The organism is Paenibacillus sp. IHB B 3415 (assembly GCF_000802655.2).
Classification (GTDB): domain Bacteria; phylum Bacillota; class Bacilli; order Paenibacillales; family Paenibacillaceae; genus Paenibacillus_AQ; species Paenibacillus_AQ phytohabitans.
The window spans coordinates 84,952-104,763 of the sequence record NZ_JUEI01000041.1 but is presented as its reverse complement, the minus strand read 5'-3'; the positions used below and the strand labels follow the sequence as shown (position 1 = coordinate 104,763).

The 19,812-nt window shown below is 53.3% G+C and carries 23 protein-coding genes; all 23 read right to left on the bottom strand.

Annotated features, from left to right (window positions below):
* Positions 1–30: 30 nt before the first annotated feature.
* Positions 31–1,125, bottom strand: coding sequence for a prephenate dehydrogenase (locus QW71_RS18815; RefSeq protein ID WP_039301851.1), 1,095 nt, complete (start codon positions 1,123–1,125; stop codon positions 31–33).
* A 57-nt stretch (positions 1,126–1,182) separates the two neighbouring features.
* Positions 1,183–2,280: a histidinol-phosphate transaminase gene (hisC, locus tag QW71_RS18810; protein ID WP_039301848.1), complete on the bottom strand. Its 1,098-nt coding sequence runs from the start codon at positions 2,278–2,280 to the stop codon at positions 1,183–1,185.
* 56 nt (positions 2,281–2,336) lie between these two features.
* Complete coding sequence (trpA, locus tag QW71_RS18805; protein WP_039301845.1) at positions 2,337–3,158, bottom strand: tryptophan synthase subunit alpha; 822 nt, start codon at positions 3,156–3,158, stop codon at positions 2,337–2,339.
* Complete coding sequence (trpB, locus tag QW71_RS18800) at positions 3,158–4,354, bottom strand: tryptophan synthase subunit beta (protein WP_039301842.1); 1,197 nt, start codon at positions 4,352–4,354, stop codon at positions 3,158–3,160. Before trpB ends, trpA begins: the two co-directional genes overlap by 1 nt.
* Positions 4,351–5,031, bottom strand: coding sequence for a phosphoribosylanthranilate isomerase (locus tag QW71_RS18795; RefSeq protein WP_039301839.1), 681 nt, complete (start codon positions 5,029–5,031; stop codon positions 4,351–4,353). Before QW71_RS18795 ends, trpB begins: the two co-directional genes overlap by 4 nt.
* A complete protein-coding gene (trpC, locus tag QW71_RS18790) occupies positions 5,024–5,854 on the bottom strand; it encodes an indole-3-glycerol phosphate synthase TrpC (protein WP_039301837.1) in 831 nt (276 codons plus the stop codon). The genes QW71_RS18795 and trpC overlap by 8 nt, the downstream gene beginning before the upstream one ends.
* Positions 5,844–6,884 carry an anthranilate phosphoribosyltransferase gene (gene trpD / locus QW71_RS18785; RefSeq protein WP_039301835.1) on the bottom strand — a complete coding sequence of 347 codons (1,041 nt, stop codon included), beginning with the start codon at positions 6,882–6,884 and terminating at the stop codon, positions 5,844–5,846. The genes trpC and trpD overlap by 11 nt, the downstream gene beginning before the upstream one ends.
* Positions 6,885–7,017: 133 nt before the next feature.
* On the bottom strand, positions 7,018–8,574 hold the full coding sequence (gene trpE / locus QW71_RS18780; RefSeq protein ID WP_039301833.1) for an anthranilate synthase component I: 1,557 nt from the start codon (positions 8,572–8,574) through the stop codon (positions 7,018–7,020).
* 351 nt (positions 8,575–8,925) lie between these two features.
* Complete coding sequence (gene aroH / locus QW71_RS18775; RefSeq protein WP_039301832.1) at positions 8,926–9,297, bottom strand: chorismate mutase; 372 nt, start codon at positions 9,295–9,297, stop codon at positions 8,926–8,928.
* Positions 9,291–10,394, bottom strand: coding sequence for a 3-dehydroquinate synthase (aroB, locus tag QW71_RS18770; protein WP_039301830.1), 1,104 nt, complete (start codon positions 10,392–10,394; stop codon positions 9,291–9,293). The genes aroH and aroB overlap by 7 nt, the downstream gene beginning before the upstream one ends.
* A gap of 1 nt (position 10,395) precedes the next feature.
* Positions 10,396–11,565, bottom strand: a complete 1,170-nt coding sequence (aroC, locus tag QW71_RS18765; protein ID WP_039301829.1) for a chorismate synthase — start codon at positions 11,563–11,565, stop codon at positions 10,396–10,398.
* A 186-nt stretch (positions 11,566–11,751) separates the two neighbouring features.
* A complete protein-coding gene (locus QW71_RS40990; RefSeq protein WP_171716680.1) occupies positions 11,752–11,928 on the bottom strand; it encodes a hypothetical protein in 177 nt (58 codons plus the stop codon).
* Between the two features lie 108 nt (positions 11,929–12,036).
* A complete protein-coding gene (locus QW71_RS18760; RefSeq protein WP_039301821.1) occupies positions 12,037–12,840 on the bottom strand; it encodes a protein-glutamate O-methyltransferase CheR in 804 nt (267 codons plus the stop codon).
* 27 nt (positions 12,841–12,867) lie between these two features.
* Positions 12,868–13,311: a nucleoside-diphosphate kinase gene (ndk, locus tag QW71_RS18755; protein ID WP_039301819.1), complete on the bottom strand. Its 444-nt coding sequence runs from the start codon at positions 13,309–13,311 to the stop codon at positions 12,868–12,870.
* 137 nt (positions 13,312–13,448) lie between these two features.
* Positions 13,449–14,417, bottom strand: coding sequence for a polyprenyl synthetase family protein (locus QW71_RS18750; protein ID WP_039301818.1), 969 nt, complete (start codon positions 14,415–14,417; stop codon positions 13,449–13,451).
* Positions 14,414–15,274 carry a menaquinone biosynthetic enzyme MqnA/MqnD family protein gene (locus QW71_RS18745; protein ID WP_039301817.1) on the bottom strand — a complete coding sequence of 287 codons (861 nt, stop codon included), beginning with the start codon at positions 15,272–15,274 and terminating at the stop codon, positions 14,414–14,416. Before QW71_RS18745 ends, QW71_RS18750 begins: the two co-directional genes overlap by 4 nt.
* Positions 15,275–15,277: 3 nt before the next feature.
* Positions 15,278–15,880: a UbiX family flavin prenyltransferase gene (locus QW71_RS18740; protein ID WP_039301816.1), complete on the bottom strand. Its 603-nt coding sequence runs from the start codon at positions 15,878–15,880 to the stop codon at positions 15,278–15,280.
* The gene (locus QW71_RS18735; RefSeq protein ID WP_039301813.1) at positions 15,877–16,752 is read right to left on the bottom strand and encodes a UbiA-like polyprenyltransferase; all 876 of its coding nucleotides are present in this window, start codon (positions 16,750–16,752) and stop codon (positions 15,877–15,879) included. Before QW71_RS18735 ends, QW71_RS18740 begins: the two co-directional genes overlap by 4 nt.
* Positions 16,745–17,473 carry a demethylmenaquinone methyltransferase gene (locus QW71_RS18730; RefSeq protein WP_039301884.1) on the bottom strand — a complete coding sequence of 243 codons (729 nt, stop codon included), beginning with the start codon at positions 17,471–17,473 and terminating at the stop codon, positions 16,745–16,747. Before QW71_RS18730 ends, QW71_RS18735 begins: the two co-directional genes overlap by 8 nt.
* 27 nt (positions 17,474–17,500) lie before the next feature.
* Entirely contained in the window at positions 17,501–18,370 is an 870-nt protein-coding gene (locus tag QW71_RS18725; RefSeq protein ID WP_039301811.1) for a heptaprenyl diphosphate synthase component 1, read from the bottom strand.
* Between the two features lie 113 nt (positions 18,371–18,483).
* Positions 18,484–19,023: a hypothetical protein gene (locus tag QW71_RS18720; protein WP_039301809.1), complete on the bottom strand. Its 540-nt coding sequence runs from the start codon at positions 19,021–19,023 to the stop codon at positions 18,484–18,486.
* 107 nt (positions 19,024–19,130) lie between these two features.
* The gene (mtrB, locus tag QW71_RS18715; RefSeq protein ID WP_042138627.1) at positions 19,131–19,379 is read right to left on the bottom strand and encodes a trp RNA-binding attenuation protein MtrB; all 249 of its coding nucleotides are present in this window, start codon (positions 19,377–19,379) and stop codon (positions 19,131–19,133) included.
* 110 nt (positions 19,380–19,489) lie between these two features.
* Positions 19,490–19,762, bottom strand: coding sequence for an HU family DNA-binding protein (locus tag QW71_RS18710; RefSeq protein ID WP_019909963.1), 273 nt, complete (start codon positions 19,760–19,762; stop codon positions 19,490–19,492).
* Positions 19,763–19,812 lie beyond the last annotated feature (50 nt).

Genomic DNA, 19,812 nt, shown 5'->3' with positions numbered 1-19,812 from the left:
AAAGCCGGGGCATCACGCCCCGGCTCTTCGCTACACATATACCGTATAATCATTCTGCTGCAATACAACCTTGGCCCGCTCCATATCATGCTCCTGGCGGAACGACAGGCGCATGATCCCGGGAACATCCTCCCGGCTCTCAATAATCTGCACGTTGCTAAGGTTGATGCCCTGGTCGCCAAGCTCTGTAGTGATGCGTCCGATAATCCCGGGATGATCGGGAACATCAATATGAAGGTCGAACAACGGGACAATCATTCCCTTCCGGCGCTCTGGCAGCTGGCTGCGGAATTCATTCGCCTCATGGAAGGCCGACTCGATCCCTGCACCATCCCCCTGCTCCAGCAGATGAATGAATGAAGAAACCTCGTCATTCCAGTCTTTGAGCAGACGCAGCATAACCGAGCGGTTATTCAGCAGGATATCGCGCCAGATGATCGGATCACTTGAGGCAATCCGCGTAATATCCCGGAAGCCGCCGGCCGCAAGTGTGCTGTACAAAGAGTCTGAATCATGGTAAGCATGAATCTGATTGACCAGCGCCACCGCAATTATATGCGGCAGGTGGCTGATCGCTCCGACAATCTCATCATGGCGCTCCGGGTCAAGCCGGACAATATGCGCTCTGGTATGTAGAAGCAAGGATTCCAGTGCATGATAAGCTTCCTCCGGAACTCCGGGCGGAGGCGTCAGCACGTAATAGGCATTCTCGAACAGCAAGGAGGAGGCTGCCTCTACACCCGAGCGTTCCGAGCCGGCCATCGGATGGCCGCCGATGAAATGCACACCGGGAAGGTCAAGGGAAACTGCGCAGGCGGCTATGCTGGCCTTGGTGCTGCCGACGTCGGTGATAATACAGCCCGGCTTCAGCGGCAGGCGGCTTAGCTGCTGAAGATAATCCTCTATCATGCCAACAGGCACACACAGAAAAATATAATCGGCGCCAAGCGCCGCTTCTTCAAGCGATAGGGTAGCCTCGTCGACTACACCTCTGCTGACATATTTGATTGCTGATTCAGGACGGTGGGCATGCCCTACTACGGTCAGGCCCTCCTTGCCTTTGAAGCAAAGGGCCAGTGAGCCGCCGATCAGACCGACACCGAAAATTGCTATTTTTGTCGTCATGTTCTTAGAACTACCTGCCTTCTGTGATATCGTCAATCCTGCTTCTTCTGATATAGGTTATGCGCGTACTCCCTGTTCTTCAAGCGCCTTCTCCAAAGCAGCGATGAAGGCCGTATTCTGCTCGGCAGAGCCGACAGTAACCCGGATGTAGGTCGGGTAGCGGTGGTGGCCTGCTCTCACGATAATACCTTGCCGCAGCAGGGCATCGAAGACCTCAAAGGCCGGCTTGCGCACATCCACCATGATGAAATTGCCGTGTGCCGGGAAGGACTCAAGGCCTAGGCGCTGGAATTCAACCTGCAGCTGGACAATACCCGCACTGTTAAGCGACCGGCACTGCTGGACATATTGCTGATCAGCCAATGCAGCCAGCGCCCCTACCTGGGCTAAGCGGGTGGTATTGAACGGTTCCCGCACTTTATTGATCAAGGAGATAATCTGCGGGCTGGCCACGCCGTAACCGATGCGGAGTGCTGCAAGACCGTAGATCTTGGAGAACGTGCGGAGTACAACGAGATTGGGGTAAGTATCCAGCAGCTTAATCCCGTCAGAGTAACTCAGATCGGTCACGTATTCGAAATATGCCTCATCCAGTATAACCATAACTCCGGCCGGTACTGCATCCAGGAAAGTAATCAGGGCATCCTCCGGCACAATGGTTCCGGTCGGATTGTTCGGATTGCAGATCCAGATTGCCTTGGTACGGTCCGTAATCTTCGCCAGCATGGCATCCAGATCATGGGTACCATTCTTCAAGGGCACTTCAATAGATACAGCACCCTCTATATCTGCGTTACTCTTATAGACGGAGAAGGTCTGGTCCGCCATTATGGTCTCGTCACCGGGCAGGAAAAAAGCACGTGCGATCAGAGCAATAATCTCGTCAGACCCGCAGCCAAAAATAATGTTGTCACTTGCTACTCCCAGATGCTCTGCCAATGCTGCAGTCAGCTCGGCAGCGGAACCGTCCGGGTATAAATACAGATTATCCAGTTCCGCTACAATAGCGGCTTTTGCGCTTGGTGCTGCCCCGTAAGGGTTCTCGTTGGATGCCAGCTTAATAACATCACTTAAGCCCAGCTCCTTCTTGACTTCTTCGATCGGTTTCCCCGGCTTGTAGACAGGGAGGTCGACGATATTAGGTTTCGGGTTCATGGCCCATCCTCGCTCTCTAGAAGTAATTGGCTAGTATCAGGTCAGTATGCAGACCGTTATGGTCTTAATTGTGCCACAAATTCACGAATTTGCAACAGTCCTGCACTTCTTGTCTCCGGCTGGGCCAGCAGAGGAATGACATCCTCTACCTTGCGGACAATGGCACTGCCGACGACTACACCATCGCAAATCTTCGCAAACCGGGACACCTGTTCTCCAGTGGAAATCCCGAATCCTACAGCGATCGGCAGGTCTGTAGAGCGGCGGACGGACTGAATGAAGTCATCCACCCCGGTATGAAAGGTAGAACGTTCTCCGGTTACACCAAGCGAAGATACGCAGTAAACGAACCCGCTGGCGCCGGAAACAATCCGTGCAATCCGCTCACTGGAAGTCGGGGCTACCAGCGGAATCAGATTCACTCCGGCTGCACGGCTGCGCTCACGCATGTCCTCCGACTCTTCAACAGGCAGATCGGGAATAATCAGCCCGCTGATTTCATGGGCATCCAGCTCAGCGAAGAAGGTATCCAGTCCCATCTGCATCACCGGATTATAGTAGGTGAACAAGATGAAGGGCAACTGGCTGCCGGCCTGACGTGCCTTAAGGGCTGTCTCCATGCAGGTGCGGAGATGAATGTTGCTGCGCAGGGCTCTGGAGGAAGCCCGCTGAATGACCGGACCGTCGGCTAACGGGTCGGAATAGGGAACTCCGAGCTCGAGAATGTCCGCACCGGCCGCCTCCAGCTCAGCGATAATATCCAGCGTAGTCTCAAGATCGGGATCGCCTACGGTAAGAAAAGGAATCAGGGCTGCCCGGCCCTCTGCCCGCAGCTTTTTGAAGGTCAAATCCATCCGGTTTGTAGTTTCGGTAGTCATTATTTCCCCGCCCCTTCCGTATAGGCCATGATCGATTCCACGTCTTTGTCGCCGCGTCCGGACAGGCAGATGACTACAATATCATCCTTGGTCAGTGTCTTGCCGAGCTTAACCACATGGGCAATCGCATGGGCAGATTCCAGGGCAGGGATGATGCCTTCCGTCTGACAGAGCAGCTTCAGCGCATCCAGCGCCTCGTCATCCGTAACCGGCACATACTGTGCGCGGTGAATATCCTTCAGATAGGAGTGTTCGGGTCCGACACCGGGATAATCCAGTCCGGCCGATATGGAATGCGCTTCAGTCACCTGTCCGTGCTCATCCTGCAGCAGGTAGCTGAGCGATCCCTGGAAGACGCCATGACTCCCCTTACTCATGGTTGCTGCATGGAACGGAGTATCAATTCCCTTGCCGGCAGCTTCAACACCAATCATGCCAACCTGCTCATCCTCCATAAAAGGATAGAACATGCCGATGGCATTACTGCCTCCGCCTACCGCGGCAACCAGCAGATCCGGCAAGCGTCCTTCAGCCTCCAGAATCTGGCGGCGGGTCTCATCCCCGATAATCCGCTGGAAATTACGGACCATCATTGGATAGGGATGCGGGCCTACCGCAGAACCAAGAATATAGAAGGTATCCTCAACGTTGCTCACCCAGTAGCGCAGTGCCTCATTACCGGCGTCCTTCAGGGTTCTTGACCCGGAGGTTACAGGAATTACCTCTGCACCAAGCAGCTTCATACGGAAGACGTTCAGTGCCTGGCGGCGGGTATCCTCTTCGCCCATGAATACCTTGCATTCCATACCGAGCAGGGCTGCAACTGTAGCGGTAGCCACGCCGTGCTGCCCGGCTCCCGTTTCGGCAATCACCTTGGTTTTACCCATCATTTTGGCCAGAATGCCTTGTCCGATAGCGTTGTTGATCTTGTGCGCACCTGTATGATTCAGGTCCTCACGCTTCAGATAGATCTTGGCTTCGCCCAGATGCTTGCTTAGCCGCTCCGCATAATACAGCGGGGTCTCGCGTCCGGAATACTGCTTAAGCAGGTAATCTATTTCCTCCTGAAAAGCCGGGTCTGCCGAGAATTTACGGTAGGCCTCCTCCAGCTCAATCAGTGCATTCATCAAGGTTTCAGGAACGAAGCGGCCTCCAAAAGAACCAAAACGTCCGTTCTTGTCCGGTACTTGTATCATGATTGCTTCACCCTTTCCACGAAAGCTGTCATTTTTGCGATATCCTTAAGGCCGTTACTCTCCACTCCGCTGGATACATCCACGCCATATGGCGCGTAGCCGTCCAGCAGCTCATTCACGTTGTCCGGGTGCAGTCCTCCGGCTATAAATAAAGGCAGCGCTACTTCCGCCGCGGCCTGCTGATATAGCGGAATCTGTTCCCAGTCAAACGTACGTCCGGAGCCTCCGCTGCCCTGCGGATCATAGGTATCCAGGAGAAGCGCATCGATTGTACCTGCGTAGCTCTCCAGGAGAGCATGAATGCCGGTTCCGGCATCAGGGGCATGGCCCGCCACAGAAAGTGCCTTCCATACTTGAATCTGCGGAAAAGCCTGCTTGACCCCGCTGCAGAACAGCGGGCTCTCTTGACCATGCAGCTGCACGACGTCCAGCGGTACAGTTCTGAGCAGTTCAGTCAGCTCTTTAAGCTGCGGATTGACGAAAACTCCCGCAGCGTGGGGTGCCTTCCCAGTCTCCCACTCCTTCAGCTCTGCAACAAGCTCGGCAGCAGCTTCAGCAGTCACTCTGCGGCGGCTCGTGGCAAATACGAATCCGATATAATCCAGTGGCAAACTCTTCATAGATTTTAGCACTTCAACGTCCTGAAGTCCACAGATTTTTACGAGTGTGTCAGCCATGCACAGCACGGTCCTTCCCTGCGGGAAGCGGTCCGAGCAGCTGATTCACTGCCTGCTCTACATCCGGCTGGCGCATCAGATATTCTCCTACCAGCACGCCGGTAGCCCGGGTCTTGCTTAAGAATGCGATGTCCTCCGGACCGGTAATGCCGCTCTCACTGATGACCGGCAGTCCCTCCGGAAGCAGTTCTGCAAGCTCGGCTGTGGCAGAGAGTGAAGTTTCAAAAGTCTTCAGATTCCGGTTATTGATGCCAAGCAGCACGCCGGGATGGACAGCCTTGCCGGTGGCCAGCACCATTTCCAGTTCGGCGCGGTCATGTACTTCAATCAGGATATCCAGGCCAAGCGCTGCAGCGGTATCGGTGAATGCGCTCAGCTGCTCAGATGTCAGAATAGCGGCAATGAGCAGAATAGCATCTGCTCCCAGTAGGCGCGCTTCGTAGATCTGCTTCTCATCAATGATGAAGTCTTTGCGCAGCAGAGGAAGCTCCACCGCTTCCCTTACCTGCTGCAGATACGATCCGCTGCCCTGAAAATATTCCCGGTCCGTAAGCACCGACAGGCAGTCCGCGCCTCCTGCTGCATAGCCTTTAGCAATCGCAACCGGATCAAAATCGGCACGGATCAGGCCTTTGGAAGGCGAAGCCTTCTTCACCTCGGCGATCAGCCCCATGTCCCTGTTCCGCCGCCCGGTCAGCGCAGCGCGGAAGCCTCTCGTTGCAGGCAGAGCAGCGATAGCCCGTTCAGCCTCTTCCAATGAAAATGTCTTATTTAACGCCTCAACCTCTTTCACTTTGGTGGCAACAATCCGGTCAAGATACATAATCAAGCTCCTTCGTCATGGCTTTTAACTGTTCCAGCTTGCGCAGTGCTGCTCCTGAATCCACTACCTCTCTTGCCCGGTCTACGCCTTCCCGTAGTGTATCTGCAAGACCGGCAACATAGATGCATGCCCCGGCATTCGCTAATACGATATCACGGTATGGATTGATTTGTCCTTCCAGTACTGTAGTGATAATTGCCGCGTTCTCGGCTGCATCACCTCCGAGCACATCCTCCAGCGGATGCTGGCTCAGCCCGAGCTCCTGCGGTGTAACCTCGTAGGTTGTGACCACACCATTTCTCAGCTCAGAGACTTGGGTCGGCGCCGAGATGCTGATTTCATCCAGACCGTCCAGACTGCTGACAATCATTGCCCGCTTAGAGCCCAGCTCGCCCAGCACTTTGGCCACAGTTTCCGTTTTGTTGCGGTCATAGATGCCCATGAGCTGCCGGTCAGCCCCTGCCGGATTTGTCAGCGGGCCAAGCATATTGAATACAGTACGTACACCCAGCTCACGGCGGGGAGCAGCAGCATGCTTCATTGACGGATGGTAGATTTGTGCGAACAGGAAGCAGATCCCTATGCTGTCCAGACATTGACGGGCCTGCTCCGCATTCAGATGAATATTGACGCCGAGCGCCTCCAGTACATCGGCGCTGCCCGCTCTGCCGGAAGCCGAACGGTTGCCGTGCTTCGCAACTCTTACAGAGGCGGCTGAGGAGATGATTGCCGAGGCGGTGGAGATATTAAATTTATGGATACCGGAGCCTCCGGTGCCGCAGGTATCGAGCAGCTGGCTACGTTCCGTAAGTACCGGAGTCCCGAAACCGCGCATCGCTTCCGCGAACCCGGTGATTTCCTCTACCGTTTCACCCTTGATACGCAGCGCCGTGAGCAGTGCACCGATCTGCGCGTGTGTTGCCGCTCCCTCCATAATGGTCCCCATTACCTCCCGTGCCTGTGTGCGGGTAAGATCCTTTCCTTCGATTAATCCGGCAATTCCTGATTGTATTAACTGGCTTGCTTCCATATTGATTCCCTCCTAAGAGTTTTGTAGGCGGACTTCCTGAATCAGCTTCTTACAAACCGGCTCCGGAAGCATACGCCAAAAATAGTATGGAGCATTCTCTGCTCGTCTTAGCTCATCTCTGCTTATCCCCGGCTCACGGGGTGTATTCGTACATATAATCCTGGTTGATAACCTGCTTCTCCTTAACCTCGGCGGGGAACATGGCTTCGGCCATCCGGATCGCCTTCAGCATGCCCTTGGCCTTGTTCAGGGTCTCTTCATATTCCTTCTCCGGAACCGAGTCCCAGACAATTCCCGCTCCAGCCTGCACATAAGCCCGGCCTTTGCGGAAAATAATTGTGCGAATGGTTATGCAGGAATCCATATTCCCGGAAAAGCCGAGATAACCGATGGCGCCGGCATAAGCGCCGCGTGCTTCCTTTTCCAGTTCGGCAATGATCTCCATCGCCCGCAGCTTCGGTGCCCCCGATACAGTCCCTGCCGGGAGGCAGGAGAGGAAGGCATCGAAGAAATCTTTATCGTCTGCCAGCGTCCCGGACACGTTCGAAACGATATGCATCACATGCGAGTATTTCTCGATCTCCATGAACGAGTCGCATTTCACCGTGCCGAACTTCGACACACGGCCCAGGTCATTACGGCCCAGATCCACGAGCATCAGATGCTCCGCGCGTTCCTTCTCATCCTCCAGCAGTTCAGCGGCGAGCTGGCGGTCCTGCGCCTCGGTCTCTCCGCGCGGCCGGGTTCCGGCAATCGGGCGGGTCTCAACCCGTCCGCTGCTATCCACCTTTACCAGCGCTTCCGGTGAAGTGCCTACGATGATCTCTTCGTCCATTTTTAGATAATACATATAAGGTGAAGGGTTCAGCGTCCGCAGCATCCGGTACACATGCAGTGGAGATACCTCGGTTTCTATATGCAGCCGCTGGGACAGCACCACCTGGAAGATATCACCGGCGCGGATGTACTCTTTGGCCTGCTCCACATTGCTGATGTATTGTTCCTTGGTCAGGTTGGAGTGAATCTCACCCAGCTCAATGTCCTGCGGGATGCTGCGGCGGTTAACATTCTCCTTCGGTCCTTCCTTTTGCAGCTCTTCAGCCATGTTTTCCAGGCGGCGGCTCAGTTCCTCATAACCTGCCCGGATCTCGGAATCGGTATCTCCATCCTTGATATGCAGATTGCCCACCAGCAGAATCTGCTGCTTCACATGGTCGAAGACGATGATGCGGTCACAGAACATGAAGCGGATATCATCCATATTGAGGTCATCTACGGCATGAGCAGACAGCTTCTCGTAATACTGCAGCAGATCATAACCGAAGAATCCGATAGCACCGCCCGTAAACGGAGGCATCCCGTCCAGCTTGGGACTGCGGTAGGAGCGGAGCAGCGCCTTAAGCTCCTCGACAGGTTTGCCGGGCAGCTGTTTTTTTTCACCGCCTACTTCAACGTGGATCAGGCCTTTTTTGCCTGAAATCATCAGGAACGGATCACTGCCGATAAAGGAATAACGTGCCCATTGACTGCCGCCCTCTACACTCTCCAGCAGGAATGCACGATCCTGCTCGGCAAAACGCTGGAACAAGCGGATGGGTGTTTCCATATCAGCCAGCAGCCTCTTCACTACCGGGATCAGATTATACTTCCGCGACAGCGACACTACTTCTTCAATGCTCGGATTCGTCACTTGGCTAACCTCCTGGGATTCTATAGGTAATGTCCGAAATACAGAAAAACCTCTACCGGAGTAGAGGTTTGTGTTAGCAAGTATGTGAATAAGCGCCTGGGACCGGCAAAAACCAAATCGAGTACAGATCATCCCCTCAAAGGATATACTTATAGCGTATGGGCAGCTGCTGCACAAACTCTATACGGGTATACCAAAAAAGAATGCTGATAATCAATGGTCTGCTCTTCAAAAAAAGTCCTGCACTCTGCTCAACTATACTCATCTAAACTAAACTATACTCTGCTTCACTCGGCTAACTACACTATACATGATGACGGCAGTTCATGACAACCCCGCATATGTAATTTATTACTTGCCCTGTGAGAGATCCGGACGAAGCCGCTGGGCTTCATTCAGATACACATGGCGGATGTCCTGCTGTGATTTATCCGTATTAACCTGGACCATCAGGCGGATGCACTGCGGCAGGCTGCCTTTGACCGGAATCTCTACCGAACACATCAGCGGCACCATTTCCCAGCCTTCAATCTCACGGATGGCACGCGCCGGAAAAGTGGCGTCCAGGTCTGCGGTCATCGTGATCCACACACTGCAGATATCCTCGGCAATAACATCGTTGCGCTCAACAATTTCCCTTAGCAGCACAACAGTCTCGCTTAAAATTTCTGTTTCCTCATTCTTCGTTACGGTTGTTGCACCGCGTATCCCCCGGTTCACCATGGGCTTTCCTCCTTCTTGAGCTGGGCGATAACCCCGCGCACATCACTTGCCTGCACATCGCCCACAATACTGACAGCACCGATGTCGTCCGGCACGATAAAGGTCATTCTGCCTTCCTTGAACTTCTTGTCATGCATCATGGCTTCCATCAGCTCATCCTCATCGTATTCCACCGGCAGTCTGACCGGTAGAGACAACGCGGTGAGCATAGATACCGTATCTTCATAGATCGCTCTGTCCCGGCCCAGCTTCGCGGCCAGCAGGGCTGAACCGGCCATTCCAATAGCAATAGCCTCACCATGAAGAAATACGCCGTAGCCGCCTACTGCTTCAATAGCATGTCCAATGGTATGTCCCAGGTTCAGAATTGCACGCTGCCCCTGCTCCGTCTCATCATTGCAGACAACGTCAGCCTTGATCGCACAGCCGCGTTCCAGCGCGTAACCCAGAGCCTCCGGGTCCAGGGCAAGCAGCTCTCCGGCATGCTCACGGCACCAGTACGCGAACTCTTTGTCAAGGATCAGACCATGCTTCACAACCTCAGCTAGTCCCGAAGCAACCTGTCTTGGAGGAAGTGTAGCAAGGGTGTCCAGATCGTACAGCACCATGGACGGCTGGTAGAAGGCGCCAAGCATATTCTTGGCCAGCGGATGGTTGACCGCAACCTTGCCGCCTACACTGCTGTCGTGGGCGAGAATCGTAGTAGGAATCTGCATGAATCCGATTCCCCGCATATAAGAGGCGGCAACGAATCCGGCCAGATCCCCTACTACTCCCCCGCCAAGCGCTAGCACTGCAGAGCTGCGGTCCAGCCCGCCCTGAATGGCTGTCGTAATGACCTCTTCATAGACGGCCAGAGATTTGGAAGCTTCACCAGCCTGAATTACATGGCTGACCACCGTATATCCGCTGCCGCGCAGGGAAGCCTCTACCTGATTCAGATAACGCGGAGCCACTTCACTGTCCGTGACAACCAGCAGCGGACTGCGCTGCGGGAAACCGGCTTCTATGCAGAGTTCACCAATATTCTGCAGCAGTCCGCTGCCGATATAAATAGGATAAGAGCGTTCACCCAGAGCTACCGTAATGCTGCGCATCTTAATAGCTCTCCAGCTGCGCCAGGTAATTATTATAGTTGGCTTGGATCTCTTCCATTGAATCGCCGCCGAATTTATCCAGGAAAGCCTTGGCAATCTCCCAGGCCACTACATTCTCCAGGACAACGCAGGCTGCCGGAACCGCACAGGCATCCGAACGTTCCACCTGGGCAGTGAATGGTTCTTTCGTATCGATATCCACGCTTTGCAGCGGCTTGTACAGGGTCGGTATCGGCTTCATCACTCCACGGACCACCACCGGCATCCCGTTGGTCATACCGCCTTCAAATCCGCCAAGCCGGTTGCTCGCCCGGTAGTATCCCTGTGAGGCTTCATACATAATCTCGTCATGAACCTGAGAGCCGCGCAGCTTGCCGGCCTCGAAGCCGATGCCGATCTCCACGCCTTTGAAGGCATTAATTGACATAACGGCTCCGGCAATGGCTCCGTCCAGCTTGCGGTCAGACTGCACATGACTGCCAAGGCCGACCGGCAGACCCTCGACAATACATTCCACAATCCCGCCGATGGAGTCGCCTTCTTCCTTGATCTTGTCTATGTAAGCCTCCATCTTCTGTTCCGTCTCTTTGTCGACGACTCTCACAGAGGACTCTTCGGTCTGCACGATCAACTCATCTACCGTGAGCTGGTTGGCAGGTGCTTCGATTTCACCGATGCGGATCACTTGTCCGGCAATCTTCACCCCGAATGCCGCCAGCAGCTGGCGGGCTACTGCGCCTACTGCAACCCGGGCAGCCGTTTCACGGGCGCTGGAGCGCTCAAGTACATTGCGCAGATCCGTAAGGTTATACTTCAAGCCGCCGTTCAGGTCGGCATGTCCGGGACGCGGACGGTTGACCCGGCGCTTCTCCTCATCACTGCCTGGAATCGGCTCGATATTCATGATGTTCTTCCAATGCGTCCAGTCCTTGTTCTCCACCACCAGGGCAACAGGAGCACCCGTTGTGGAACCATGGCGCACGCCGCCTACAATCTCGGCGGTATCCTTCTCAATCTGCATCCGGCGTCCGCGGCCGTAGCCCTTCTGTCTCCGGTGCAGCTGGAAATTAAGCTCTTCGAAATCAAGTGTCAAATTGCTGGGCAATCCCTCAATAATGGCTGTAAGCTGGGGGCCGTGCGTTTCCCCCGCTGTTAAATAGCGTAAACTCATGCTGCGTTCCCCCTTCACACTTTTAGACTGTAAACCGCTAAAATGTTAAATGTCTTTGCTTATTATAGTATAGGCCATCGGCTTTGACAAGAAAGTGATCACCTTCAAGAGCTACTCTATTCCTGAACAAGAATAGCGCCGCTCCTGCTCTTTCGAGCAGAAACGGCGCTGCTGTGCATCCCCGCCCTAAGAGCCTGTCTCCAGCTGCCGGTCACCCGGTGCGGGAGGCAGGCTGCCGGTTCTGCCCTCCTCCGCTGCAAGCAGGCTCTGCAGCTGCAGCTCCTCAATCCCGAGAACCTGTCCGCATTCGCGGACTGTGAGGAAGCCGCGTCGATACGCGGCTATAACCTTGCTTTTGTCCATCTAATATAACGACCTTTCACTTGGCATACGGTTTCTACTCTTCAGTATCACTGAAAAGAAGTTAAAGTATACCTGTAGTGACAGGCAATGCGGATAAGCAGCAGCTGCCTACTTCTTGCGGTAGAAGAAGGTTTCTGTAGATTCGAAGCCATACTGCGCAGGCGTGAAAATCTGTTCCGTGCTGCCCACGAACAGATAGCCGCCGGGACGCAGGCTGGCCGAGAATTTGTGATACAGCTTATTCTTGGCTTCTTCTGTGAAATAGATCATTACATTCCGGCAGATGATCAGGTCGAAGCCTTCATCAAACTTATCGAGCAGCAGATTCTGCTTGCGGAAATCGATACTCTTCTTCAGTCCTTCACTGACCTTGAACACTGGTCCCTCCGGAGTGAAATACCGGTCAGCCACATCTTTAGGGACATCTTTCAAGGAGCGCTCCAGATATAACCCCTGCTTCGCTTTGGCCAACGCCCCGTCATCAATATCCGTTGCCAGAATACCGGTCTGGGCCAGAATATTCTTGTCTGACAGGATCATCGCAAGGGTATATGGTTCTTCTCCGGTAGAGCAGGCGGCACTCCACAGCTTCAGTCTGCGGCCGGAACGCTGAAGATCAGGCAGAATAACATCCCTTAATACTTCCCAGCGGTTCGGATTACGCCAGAATTCGGAGACATTAATGGTCATCCGGTCGAGAAATTCATAGAATAAAGCCTTGTCCTTCATCATTGCGGCATAAAAATCACTAAAAGAATTGTAACCGTTCTTCATGCGGAGCGTCGTAAGACGCCGCTTCATCTGCGCTTCCTTATACTGGGCGAGATCAATTCCGGTGCTCTGTTTGACATTATGAATAAATCCGGTGTAATCCGGGTCTGGGGTTAATGCGGGTTCTTCACGTTCTGCCATAAATATTCTCCTGTCTTCCGCCGGACCTTACATCCAGACTGAGATGTCTTTGTTATACTGGGCCAGTTCAGACGGAGCAAAGAAATTGGCAATTTCACGTGCTGCGCTTTCCGGCGAGTCTGATCCGTGGATCAAATTAAGCGGGGTGTGGCTGGCATAGTCACCGCGGATCGTTCCCGGCAATGCCTCGCCCACTTTGGTTTTGCCGATCAGCAGACGCGACAACGTTACCACATCATCGCCTTCCCATACCATGGCAAACACAGGACCGGAGGTGATAAAGCCTACCAGTTCCGGGAAGAAATCTTTACCTTCATGCTCTGCGTAGTGCTTCTTGGCTTGTGCTTCTGTAATGGTAATCAGCTTCGCCGCAACCAGCTTGAATCCCTTATCCTCCAGGCGGGCGACAATACGCCCGATCAATCCGCGTTGTACACCGTCCGGTTTGATCATCAGATACGTTTGTTCCATAGAGTCACTCTCCATTTCCCCAATTCTTAATGAATGCTAGGTTTGTCTATACGGGATTGCATAATCAGGTTGTTCATTTTCTGATATTATCAGAAACCTCGTCATCTGTGAACGCTTAATCTGCGGAAGCTGCCAGATTAATAAGCGCGTCCTGTGACAAAAAAGGCGATGTCGCGCAGATTACGTTTGGTCCGGTTGCCCGGGAGCTGCTCCAGCGCCTCAAGCGCCTTGGCGATGTAGCGGGAAGCCAGCTCCTCCGCACGGGCAATTCCGTCCCCGGAAAGGATCAGGTCGATTGCACGGCCAACCCCGCCATTCCCCCCGCGGATCAGTTCCAGCTCTTCCATCAGTCCTTCGCGCAGCCTTGAGTCCTGCAGGCTGTAAATCACCGGCAATGTAATGTTGCCCTGGCGCATATCGCTGCCCGGCGGTTTGCCGATTTGCTTCTCCGTTCCGGAAAGATCGAGCAGATCATCACGGATCTGAAACGCCATCCCCACGTTGTATCCGTAATTATAGAGCAGCCTTGCTGTCTCCGGCTCTGCTTCTGCAGCCAGGGCGCCGAGCTGACAGCTGACGGCTATCAGCAGTGCTGTCTTGCGGCGGATTCTCCGCAGGTAATGACGCACGCTCTGCCCGCTGTTGAAGAAATCACGAATCTGCTCCATCTCTCCGATCGACATCTCCACCATAGCTTTGGAGAGAATCTGATGAATCCGGGGATTCTTCAGCTCCGAAGTCATGACCAGTGCCTTGGCATAGATATAGTCGCCGGTATACATGGCGATCTTGTCGCCCCACTTCGCCTTGACGGTGGGCTCTCCACGCCGGAGTTCAGCATCGTCGATAACATCATCGTGGACAAGTGAGGCGCTATGTATCAGCTCCAGCGGAATCGCTACACGCTTCAGCTTGTCGAGGTCATACTGTCCGAATTTGCCGCCCATGAGGACAAATACCGGACGAAGGCGCTTGCCTCCCGCCTTGAGCAGGTGCAGCGAGGTTTCTGTCAGCAGGTCATCATCACCCTGGACACTGCGGTACAGTTCCTTTTCAATCTGATCCATATCTTTGTTCAGCAAGCCGAATATTTGCATTCGCTTCATTCTTTCACCCGTGTCAGCAGATTGTGGCTCCAAAGCTCCATCTTCACTTCCTGCGGCAGCAGGCCCATTTCATAGGCATAGCGGAAATAGAGGTTCAGACCTTCCTGCTGCCTTTCCCCAAAGTCGTAACATAAATTACGGAAGTAATCGTTCCAATAGGATGCCGTACCTCCGATGGTGCAGCGGGCTTCATGTGTAATTGGCGCCAGATCACGCAGGCCTCGTCTTTTGCTGACGGCAAAGGCTTCCGCTATCTCGGCAATCACTTCCGGATTACGCAAAGCAGCCCTACGGTTAACTGCCCAGACGGCAAAAGTCATGCTGAGTCCGGTCCATTCCTTCCATAGCTCACCCAGATCCGTTACGTAATATCCCTGATCCTGCCAGGATGCCCGGATGGCATGATCCCCGATCAGCAGACAGGCATCTGCCTGATCCATCATTTCGTTCAGATCAGGAGGGACACTGATGTATTCAGGGGTGGCACCTATAGCTTTGTCCATCAGAATTTTCAGCAGATTGACAGAAGTGGCCGATGTATTCGTTACGGCGATCCTGCCGCTGCCGATAGACTGCACCGGCATTCTTGAGAAGAGCAGGATCGATTTGACCGGCCCGTCAGCACTGACGGACAGATCCGGAAGCAGCAGAAGCCGGTCGCTGGCCGCTGCGTACGCGAAGGAGGATAATGCGCCTACATGTATGCTCCCGTCGGCCATGCCTTGATTGAGAATGGCGGGTACTTCACTCACCATCTCTGCCGGGAAGCTGAGAGAAGAAGGATGGAAATTATGAAATACCGGCCATGAGTTGGTGTAACTGATTTTACCGATAACGGTGTGCTCTGGATGTGTCATCCTTCATTCCCCCCATCTGCGAAATAAAGTATGTTCAATATTAAAGCTGTCCAGCACTTTGCCTACCATGAAATTAATCAGATCATCGACTGTTGCGGGTCCAAAATAAAACGCCGGCATCGCCGGGATAAGCTTGACTCCCATCCGGGACAGCTTCAGCATATTCTCCAGGTGAATCGCGTGCAGCGGTGTCTCCCGGGGAACAAGCACCAAGGGGCGCCCTTCCTTCAGCATGACATCTGCAGCCCGCGTCATCAGATTGTCAGAACTGCCCTGCGCTACAGCAGACAGTGTTCCCATCGAGCAAGGCATAATGATCATCCCTTCCGTCCGGAAGGAGCCGCTGGCAATCGAAGCACCAATATCAGCGATAGGGTGATACAGAAGAGAACCGGGATAGCTGCTGAACCGCCCGTCCAGAAACCCTTCCCGGTCTGAGGCCGTGAAGCCTAATTCTTCTTTGAATACGCGCCAGCCAGCATTGCTAACCACCAGATGTACCGTGTAACCGAGCGAGAGCAGGGTTTCTGTCAGCCGGATGCCGTAGATCCCGCCGCTCGCGCCGGTAATGCCAACCACGAAATTTTTAGGCTTAAGCTCGGTCATTTGTAGAACTGCACCACCAGGTCAATCAGAGTAAAGGAAAAGACTACAATACTAAGCACCCCGTTCATTGTGAAAAATGCCGTCTGCAGTTTACTGAGGTCGCTCGGGGATACTATATAATGCTCATAAAATAAAATAATGTAGGCAATCAGCATACCCGCCACATACCACCAGCTCAATTCGGTAATAAAGAGCAGCGATACAAATCCGATTCCTGTAAGCAGATGAAACACCTTGGCAATAAGAAGCGCACGGGCAACTCCGAAGCGGACAGGAATAGAGTAAAGACCTTCCTTAAGATCGAATTCCACATCCTGGCAGGAATAAATAATATCAAAACCCGCTGTCCAGAAGACGATAGTGAAATAGAATACCATGGAGGTCCAGTCTACAGTGCCCGTAACGGCAACCCAGCCTCCGAGCGGCGCAAGCGCGATCGTAAGACCGAGAATCAGGTGGCAAGCCCAGGTGAAGCGTTTCGTGAACGAATAGAATACCAGCAGGAAAACAGCAATCGGCAGCAGCTTCGCTGACAGCGGATTCAGTTTAAAAGCAGCCCAGAACAGCAAAAAGAACGAGAAGGCGATAAATAGCGATACTTCTCCAACCTTCAGCAGTCCTGCAGGAATCGCTCTCCCGGCTGTCCGGGGATTCTTCGCATCGCTGATCCGGTCGATCAGCCGGTTAAGTCCCATAGCCGCGCTTCGTGCACCGAACATGGCAATCACAACCCAGCCGATCTGGCTCCAGGAAGGCAGTTCACCAAACATTACGACCGATCCGAGCAAAGCGCCCATAAAAGCAAAGGGTAATGCAAAAACCGTATGTTCAAATTTAATCATTTGTAGAAAGATGCCGATTTTCTTAAACATTGCTGTTCTCCTTGAGCCCAATATGTAATGCCGCGATGCCGCCGGTCAAGGGGAAGGATTCCACTTTTTGCAAGCCGGTTTCACGGAAGATCACTGCCAGCTGCTCTCTGTCCGGGAACAGGGCGAGTGACTCGGGAAGCCACTTATATTGCTCATACCGCTTGGCAAAAAGCTTGCCGAGCAACGGAAGCACACGCTGGAAATAGAAAAAATAAATTCCTTTGAACGGCTGCTTCATCGGCTTCGAAAGCTCCAGGCACACCACCATACCGCCCGGCTTCACCACACGCTTCATTTCGTTCAGCACTTGAACGGGATCAGGCACATTGCGGAGTCCGAAGCCAATCGTCGCATAATCGAAGGAATTATCACCGAAGGGCAAATCCATCGCATTGCCCTGAATCAGGGATATCCGGTCCTGGAGTCCGCGCCCCTCTACCTTGCGCTTGCCGACCTCCAGCATGCCTGCACTGAAATCCAGCCCCATGACACAGCCGGTCTCACTGGCCTCAGCCAGGGCGATGCTCCAGTCGCAGGTCCCGCAGCACAGATCCACTGCCGAATCCCCGCGCTTCATGTTCATCTTGCGCATTGTAAACTTGCGCCACGCTTTGTGGCGGCGGAAGCTTAAGATATCATTCATCAAATCGTATTTGCCGGCAATGCTCTCAAATACGGAATGTACGAATTGTTCTTTCGGCTTGATGCCTTGGTCACCCATAACGGAAGTTTTATCTACAGTCATCCTCTAACCCTCCACGGCAGCTTGTCCGGAAATTTTCATTTGCAGAAGAAGGCGGTCCAGCGCAGCACTCAGCTCACTGATCAGTTCCTCGTCCTTGATACTCTGCAGCAAGCCCTGAATGGACTCAAGCGATGCATGCAGCTTGTCTGTCAGCAGGGCATCACATTTGCTTCTTAGCTTAAGCTTCTTCCAGTCCCTGCTATCCAGCTCCTGCTGTCCCAGCAGCTGGCGCTCTTCTTCCGTCGCCGACTCCAGCACCTTCCAGTAACAGTAGCCTTCCAGAGCACTTACTGGGTCTGCGCCGCGGCGCAGCTCCTGCGTTACGGTTTCGCACTGGCTGAACTCCACCAACAGCTTCTCCCAGCTATCCCGGAGCGGCTCCTCAATCATCGGTGTAAAAGAAAGAAACAGCCTCATATTGAGCTGTACCGTGTGCTTCAAATATTGTTCGGCTGTGAAAAGCAGCCCTTTCATCTTGCCGTAAAGATTAGCCTTCATCACATTAAAATCAGCGATAGCCGTACTTAGAATACCCACCATCTCAATTTGTTCGTGTTTGGCGAGCAGGTGATAGAACCAGCTGCTGAAGTAATCGCCGGCCAGCACCTTAAGCTGGCGGGAACGCATCATATCACCGCCGGGCTCATCATGATAACGGTCGATGCTCTCATGTGTGTCCAGCCCGAGCTGCACAAGCCCGGTCACCAGAGTGAACAGCTCTCCACTCTGGAATCCGGCACTCCGGCCGTGACCCAGAAAAATATATAACAAATGACCCCGCCCGTCTGAGAACGGCGGCAATTCCGTATGCCGCTGAATCATGTCGTAGTCGGTGTAGGGTTTAGCCAGTTGCGGTATGCGGTACGGTTTCATTTCAGCCTCCGAAGCCATTGACGTTTGACTATATCTTTGTTCACAATCTTGTCTATTATATCACATGTTTTTTGGTCACGCACGGTCGTGCATTCTAGTTTCTTTTACCCACTTCAGGGATAAATGAACTGTTTTTTCCACAGCTCGCTTTCACTAATGCGGAAGCCGTTCTTCAGCGAATCGGGCAGCGGGGAATTGCCGGCATTCTGCAGCTCATCCTGCAGCCGGGGAGACCATTCCTCCCGGCGGATGTCACCAGCCAGCAGCAGGCGGCGGGTATCCAGCCATTTATCCTCGGCCACCACTCGGAGCAGCAGCTGATTTACATTACCGGTCTCCTGAAAGGCAAAAGCAATCGCCAGCGCCATGTTCTGATACAGCTCCTGCGGTTCATGGTCATTGCCGGTCACCTTAAGATCCAGAGTTAACACCTGGTCCTTCCAGCCTGCCTTGTCTATAACCAGGCTAAATGGGATCTCCCCGAGCCTATCTACCAGATTGTCATCACCCAGAACAGTGCTGTCCCGGCTTATAGTCTCCACCGTACCATAGGCGCCCTGGGGGACTGCCCCGAGACTGGCGAGCTGAGGCAGCAGCATGGTAGATGCCGCGGTCAGCAGCAAGACAGTTCCAATCAGCCAGCTACGGTTCATGACAAGCCCCCTTACTCAGAATTTCCGCTGCGCAGCAGGATTATACTGAACCGCAGACAGCCCTATATCTAGTTATATTTTGAAAAAAAGCAGGCTATGCCTGCTTCTCAGCTTTCACTCTCTAATTGTCCGTGTTTGCTCCAGATTTCAGCTTTGCCGCGGATTTTCATTGCTGAGGTATGATCTGTGAATTGGGCAATGAGGACTTCGCCTTTATCGAGCTTCTCCGTATGGTGAAAGCGGGTATCCAGGCCCCTTGTCAGTCCGATGACCTGAACTCCGTTCTCTTTGGCTTTGATTACGATATAATCGCTGCCTGATGGTGCAGGATTCACTTCATTGTGCTTCTCAGTCATTTGTGATCCTCCTTAAAGTATGGTAAGCCTAAGCTTCTAAAAAACAAATGCCGCCTTGGAGGGCGGCATAGTTGTTATTCAAAGACTATGGGATAGATATGTAGAAATCTCTATTTGATTCCGTCTTTCAGCGCTTTACCGGGTTTGAATGCCGGTACCTTGCTCGAAGGAATTTCGATTTCTTCACCAGTCTGCGGGTTACGGCCTTTACGTGCGGAACGTTCGCGCACTTCAAAGTTTCCGAATCCAACCAGCTGTACTTTATCTCCGCTTTGCAGTGCACCTGTGATAGCTTCGAAAACGGCATCTACCGCTTTAGTAGCATCTTTCTTGGGAAGTTCAGTTGCTTCTGTAACTACGTTGATCAAATCTGATTTGTTCATGTTTTCTCACCTCCCTGGGCAAATTTCCGGTATCATACACTGTTTCCGTT

Bases quoted from the DNA above. Each gene is read 5' to 3' on its own strand.
- QW71_RS18815 (WP_039301851.1), bottom strand. From the start codon at position 1,125: ATGACGACAAAAATAGCAATTTTCGGTGTCGGTCTGATCGGCGGCTCA.
- hisC (WP_039301848.1), bottom strand. From the start codon at position 2,280: ATGAACCCGAAACCTAATATCGTCGACCTCCCTGTCTACAAGCCGGGG.
- trpA (WP_039301845.1), bottom strand. From the start codon at position 3,158: ATGACTACCGAAACTACAAACCGGATGGATTTGACCTTCAAAAAGCTG.
- trpB (WP_039301842.1), bottom strand. From the start codon at position 4,354: ATGATACAAGTACCGGACAAGAACGGACGTTTTGGTTCTTTTGGAGGC.
- QW71_RS18795 (WP_039301839.1), bottom strand. From the start codon at position 5,031: ATGGCTGACACACTCGTAAAAATCTGTGGACTTCAGGACGTTGAAGTG.
- trpC (WP_039301837.1), bottom strand. From the start codon at position 5,854: ATGTATCTTGACCGGATTGTTGCCACCAAAGTGAAAGAGGTTGAGGCG.
- trpD (WP_039301835.1), bottom strand. From the start codon at position 6,884: ATGGAAGCAAGCCAGTTAATACAATCAGGAATTGCCGGATTAATCGAA.
- aroH (WP_039301832.1), bottom strand. From the start codon at position 9,297: ATGGTGAACCGGGGGATACGCGGTGCAACAACCGTAACGAAGAATGAG.
- aroB (WP_039301830.1), bottom strand. From the start codon at position 10,394: ATGCGCAGCATTACGGTAGCTCTGGGTGAACGCTCTTATCCTATTTAT.
- aroC (WP_039301829.1), bottom strand. From the start codon at position 11,565: ATGAGTTTACGCTATTTAACAGCGGGGGAAACGCACGGCCCCCAGCTT.
- QW71_RS40990 (WP_171716680.1), bottom strand. From the start codon at position 11,928: ATGGACAAAAGCAAGGTTATAGCCGCGTATCGACGCGGCTTCCTCACA.
- QW71_RS18760 (WP_039301821.1), bottom strand. From the start codon at position 12,840: ATGGCAGAACGTGAAGAACCCGCATTAACCCCAGACCCGGATTACACC.
- ndk (WP_039301819.1), bottom strand. From the start codon at position 13,311: ATGGAACAAACGTATCTGATGATCAAACCGGACGGTGTACAACGCGGA.
- QW71_RS18750 (WP_039301818.1), bottom strand. From the start codon at position 14,417: ATGAAGCGAATGCAAATATTCGGCTTGCTGAACAAAGATATGGATCAG.
- QW71_RS18745 (WP_039301817.1), bottom strand. From the start codon at position 15,274: ATGACACATCCAGAGCACACCGTTATCGGTAAAATCAGTTACACCAAC.
- QW71_RS18740 (WP_039301816.1), bottom strand. From the start codon at position 15,880: ATGACCGAGCTTAAGCCTAAAAATTTCGTGGTTGGCATTACCGGCGCG.
- QW71_RS18735 (WP_039301813.1), bottom strand. From the start codon at position 16,752: ATGTTTAAGAAAATCGGCATCTTTCTACAAATGATTAAATTTGAACAT.
- QW71_RS18730 (WP_039301884.1), bottom strand. From the start codon at position 17,473: ATGGGTGACCAAGGCATCAAGCCGAAAGAACAATTCGTACATTCCGTA.
- QW71_RS18725 (WP_039301811.1), bottom strand. From the start codon at position 18,370: ATGAAACCGTACCGCATACCGCAACTGGCTAAACCCTACACCGACTAC.
- QW71_RS18720 (WP_039301809.1), bottom strand. From the start codon at position 19,023: ATGAACCGTAGCTGGCTGATTGGAACTGTCTTGCTGCTGACCGCGGCA.
- mtrB (WP_042138627.1), bottom strand. From the start codon at position 19,379: ATGACTGAGAAGCACAATGAAGTGAATCCTGCACCATCAGGCAGCGAT.
- QW71_RS18710 (WP_019909963.1), bottom strand. From the start codon at position 19,762: ATGAACAAATCAGATTTGATCAACGTAGTTACAGAAGCAACTGAACTT.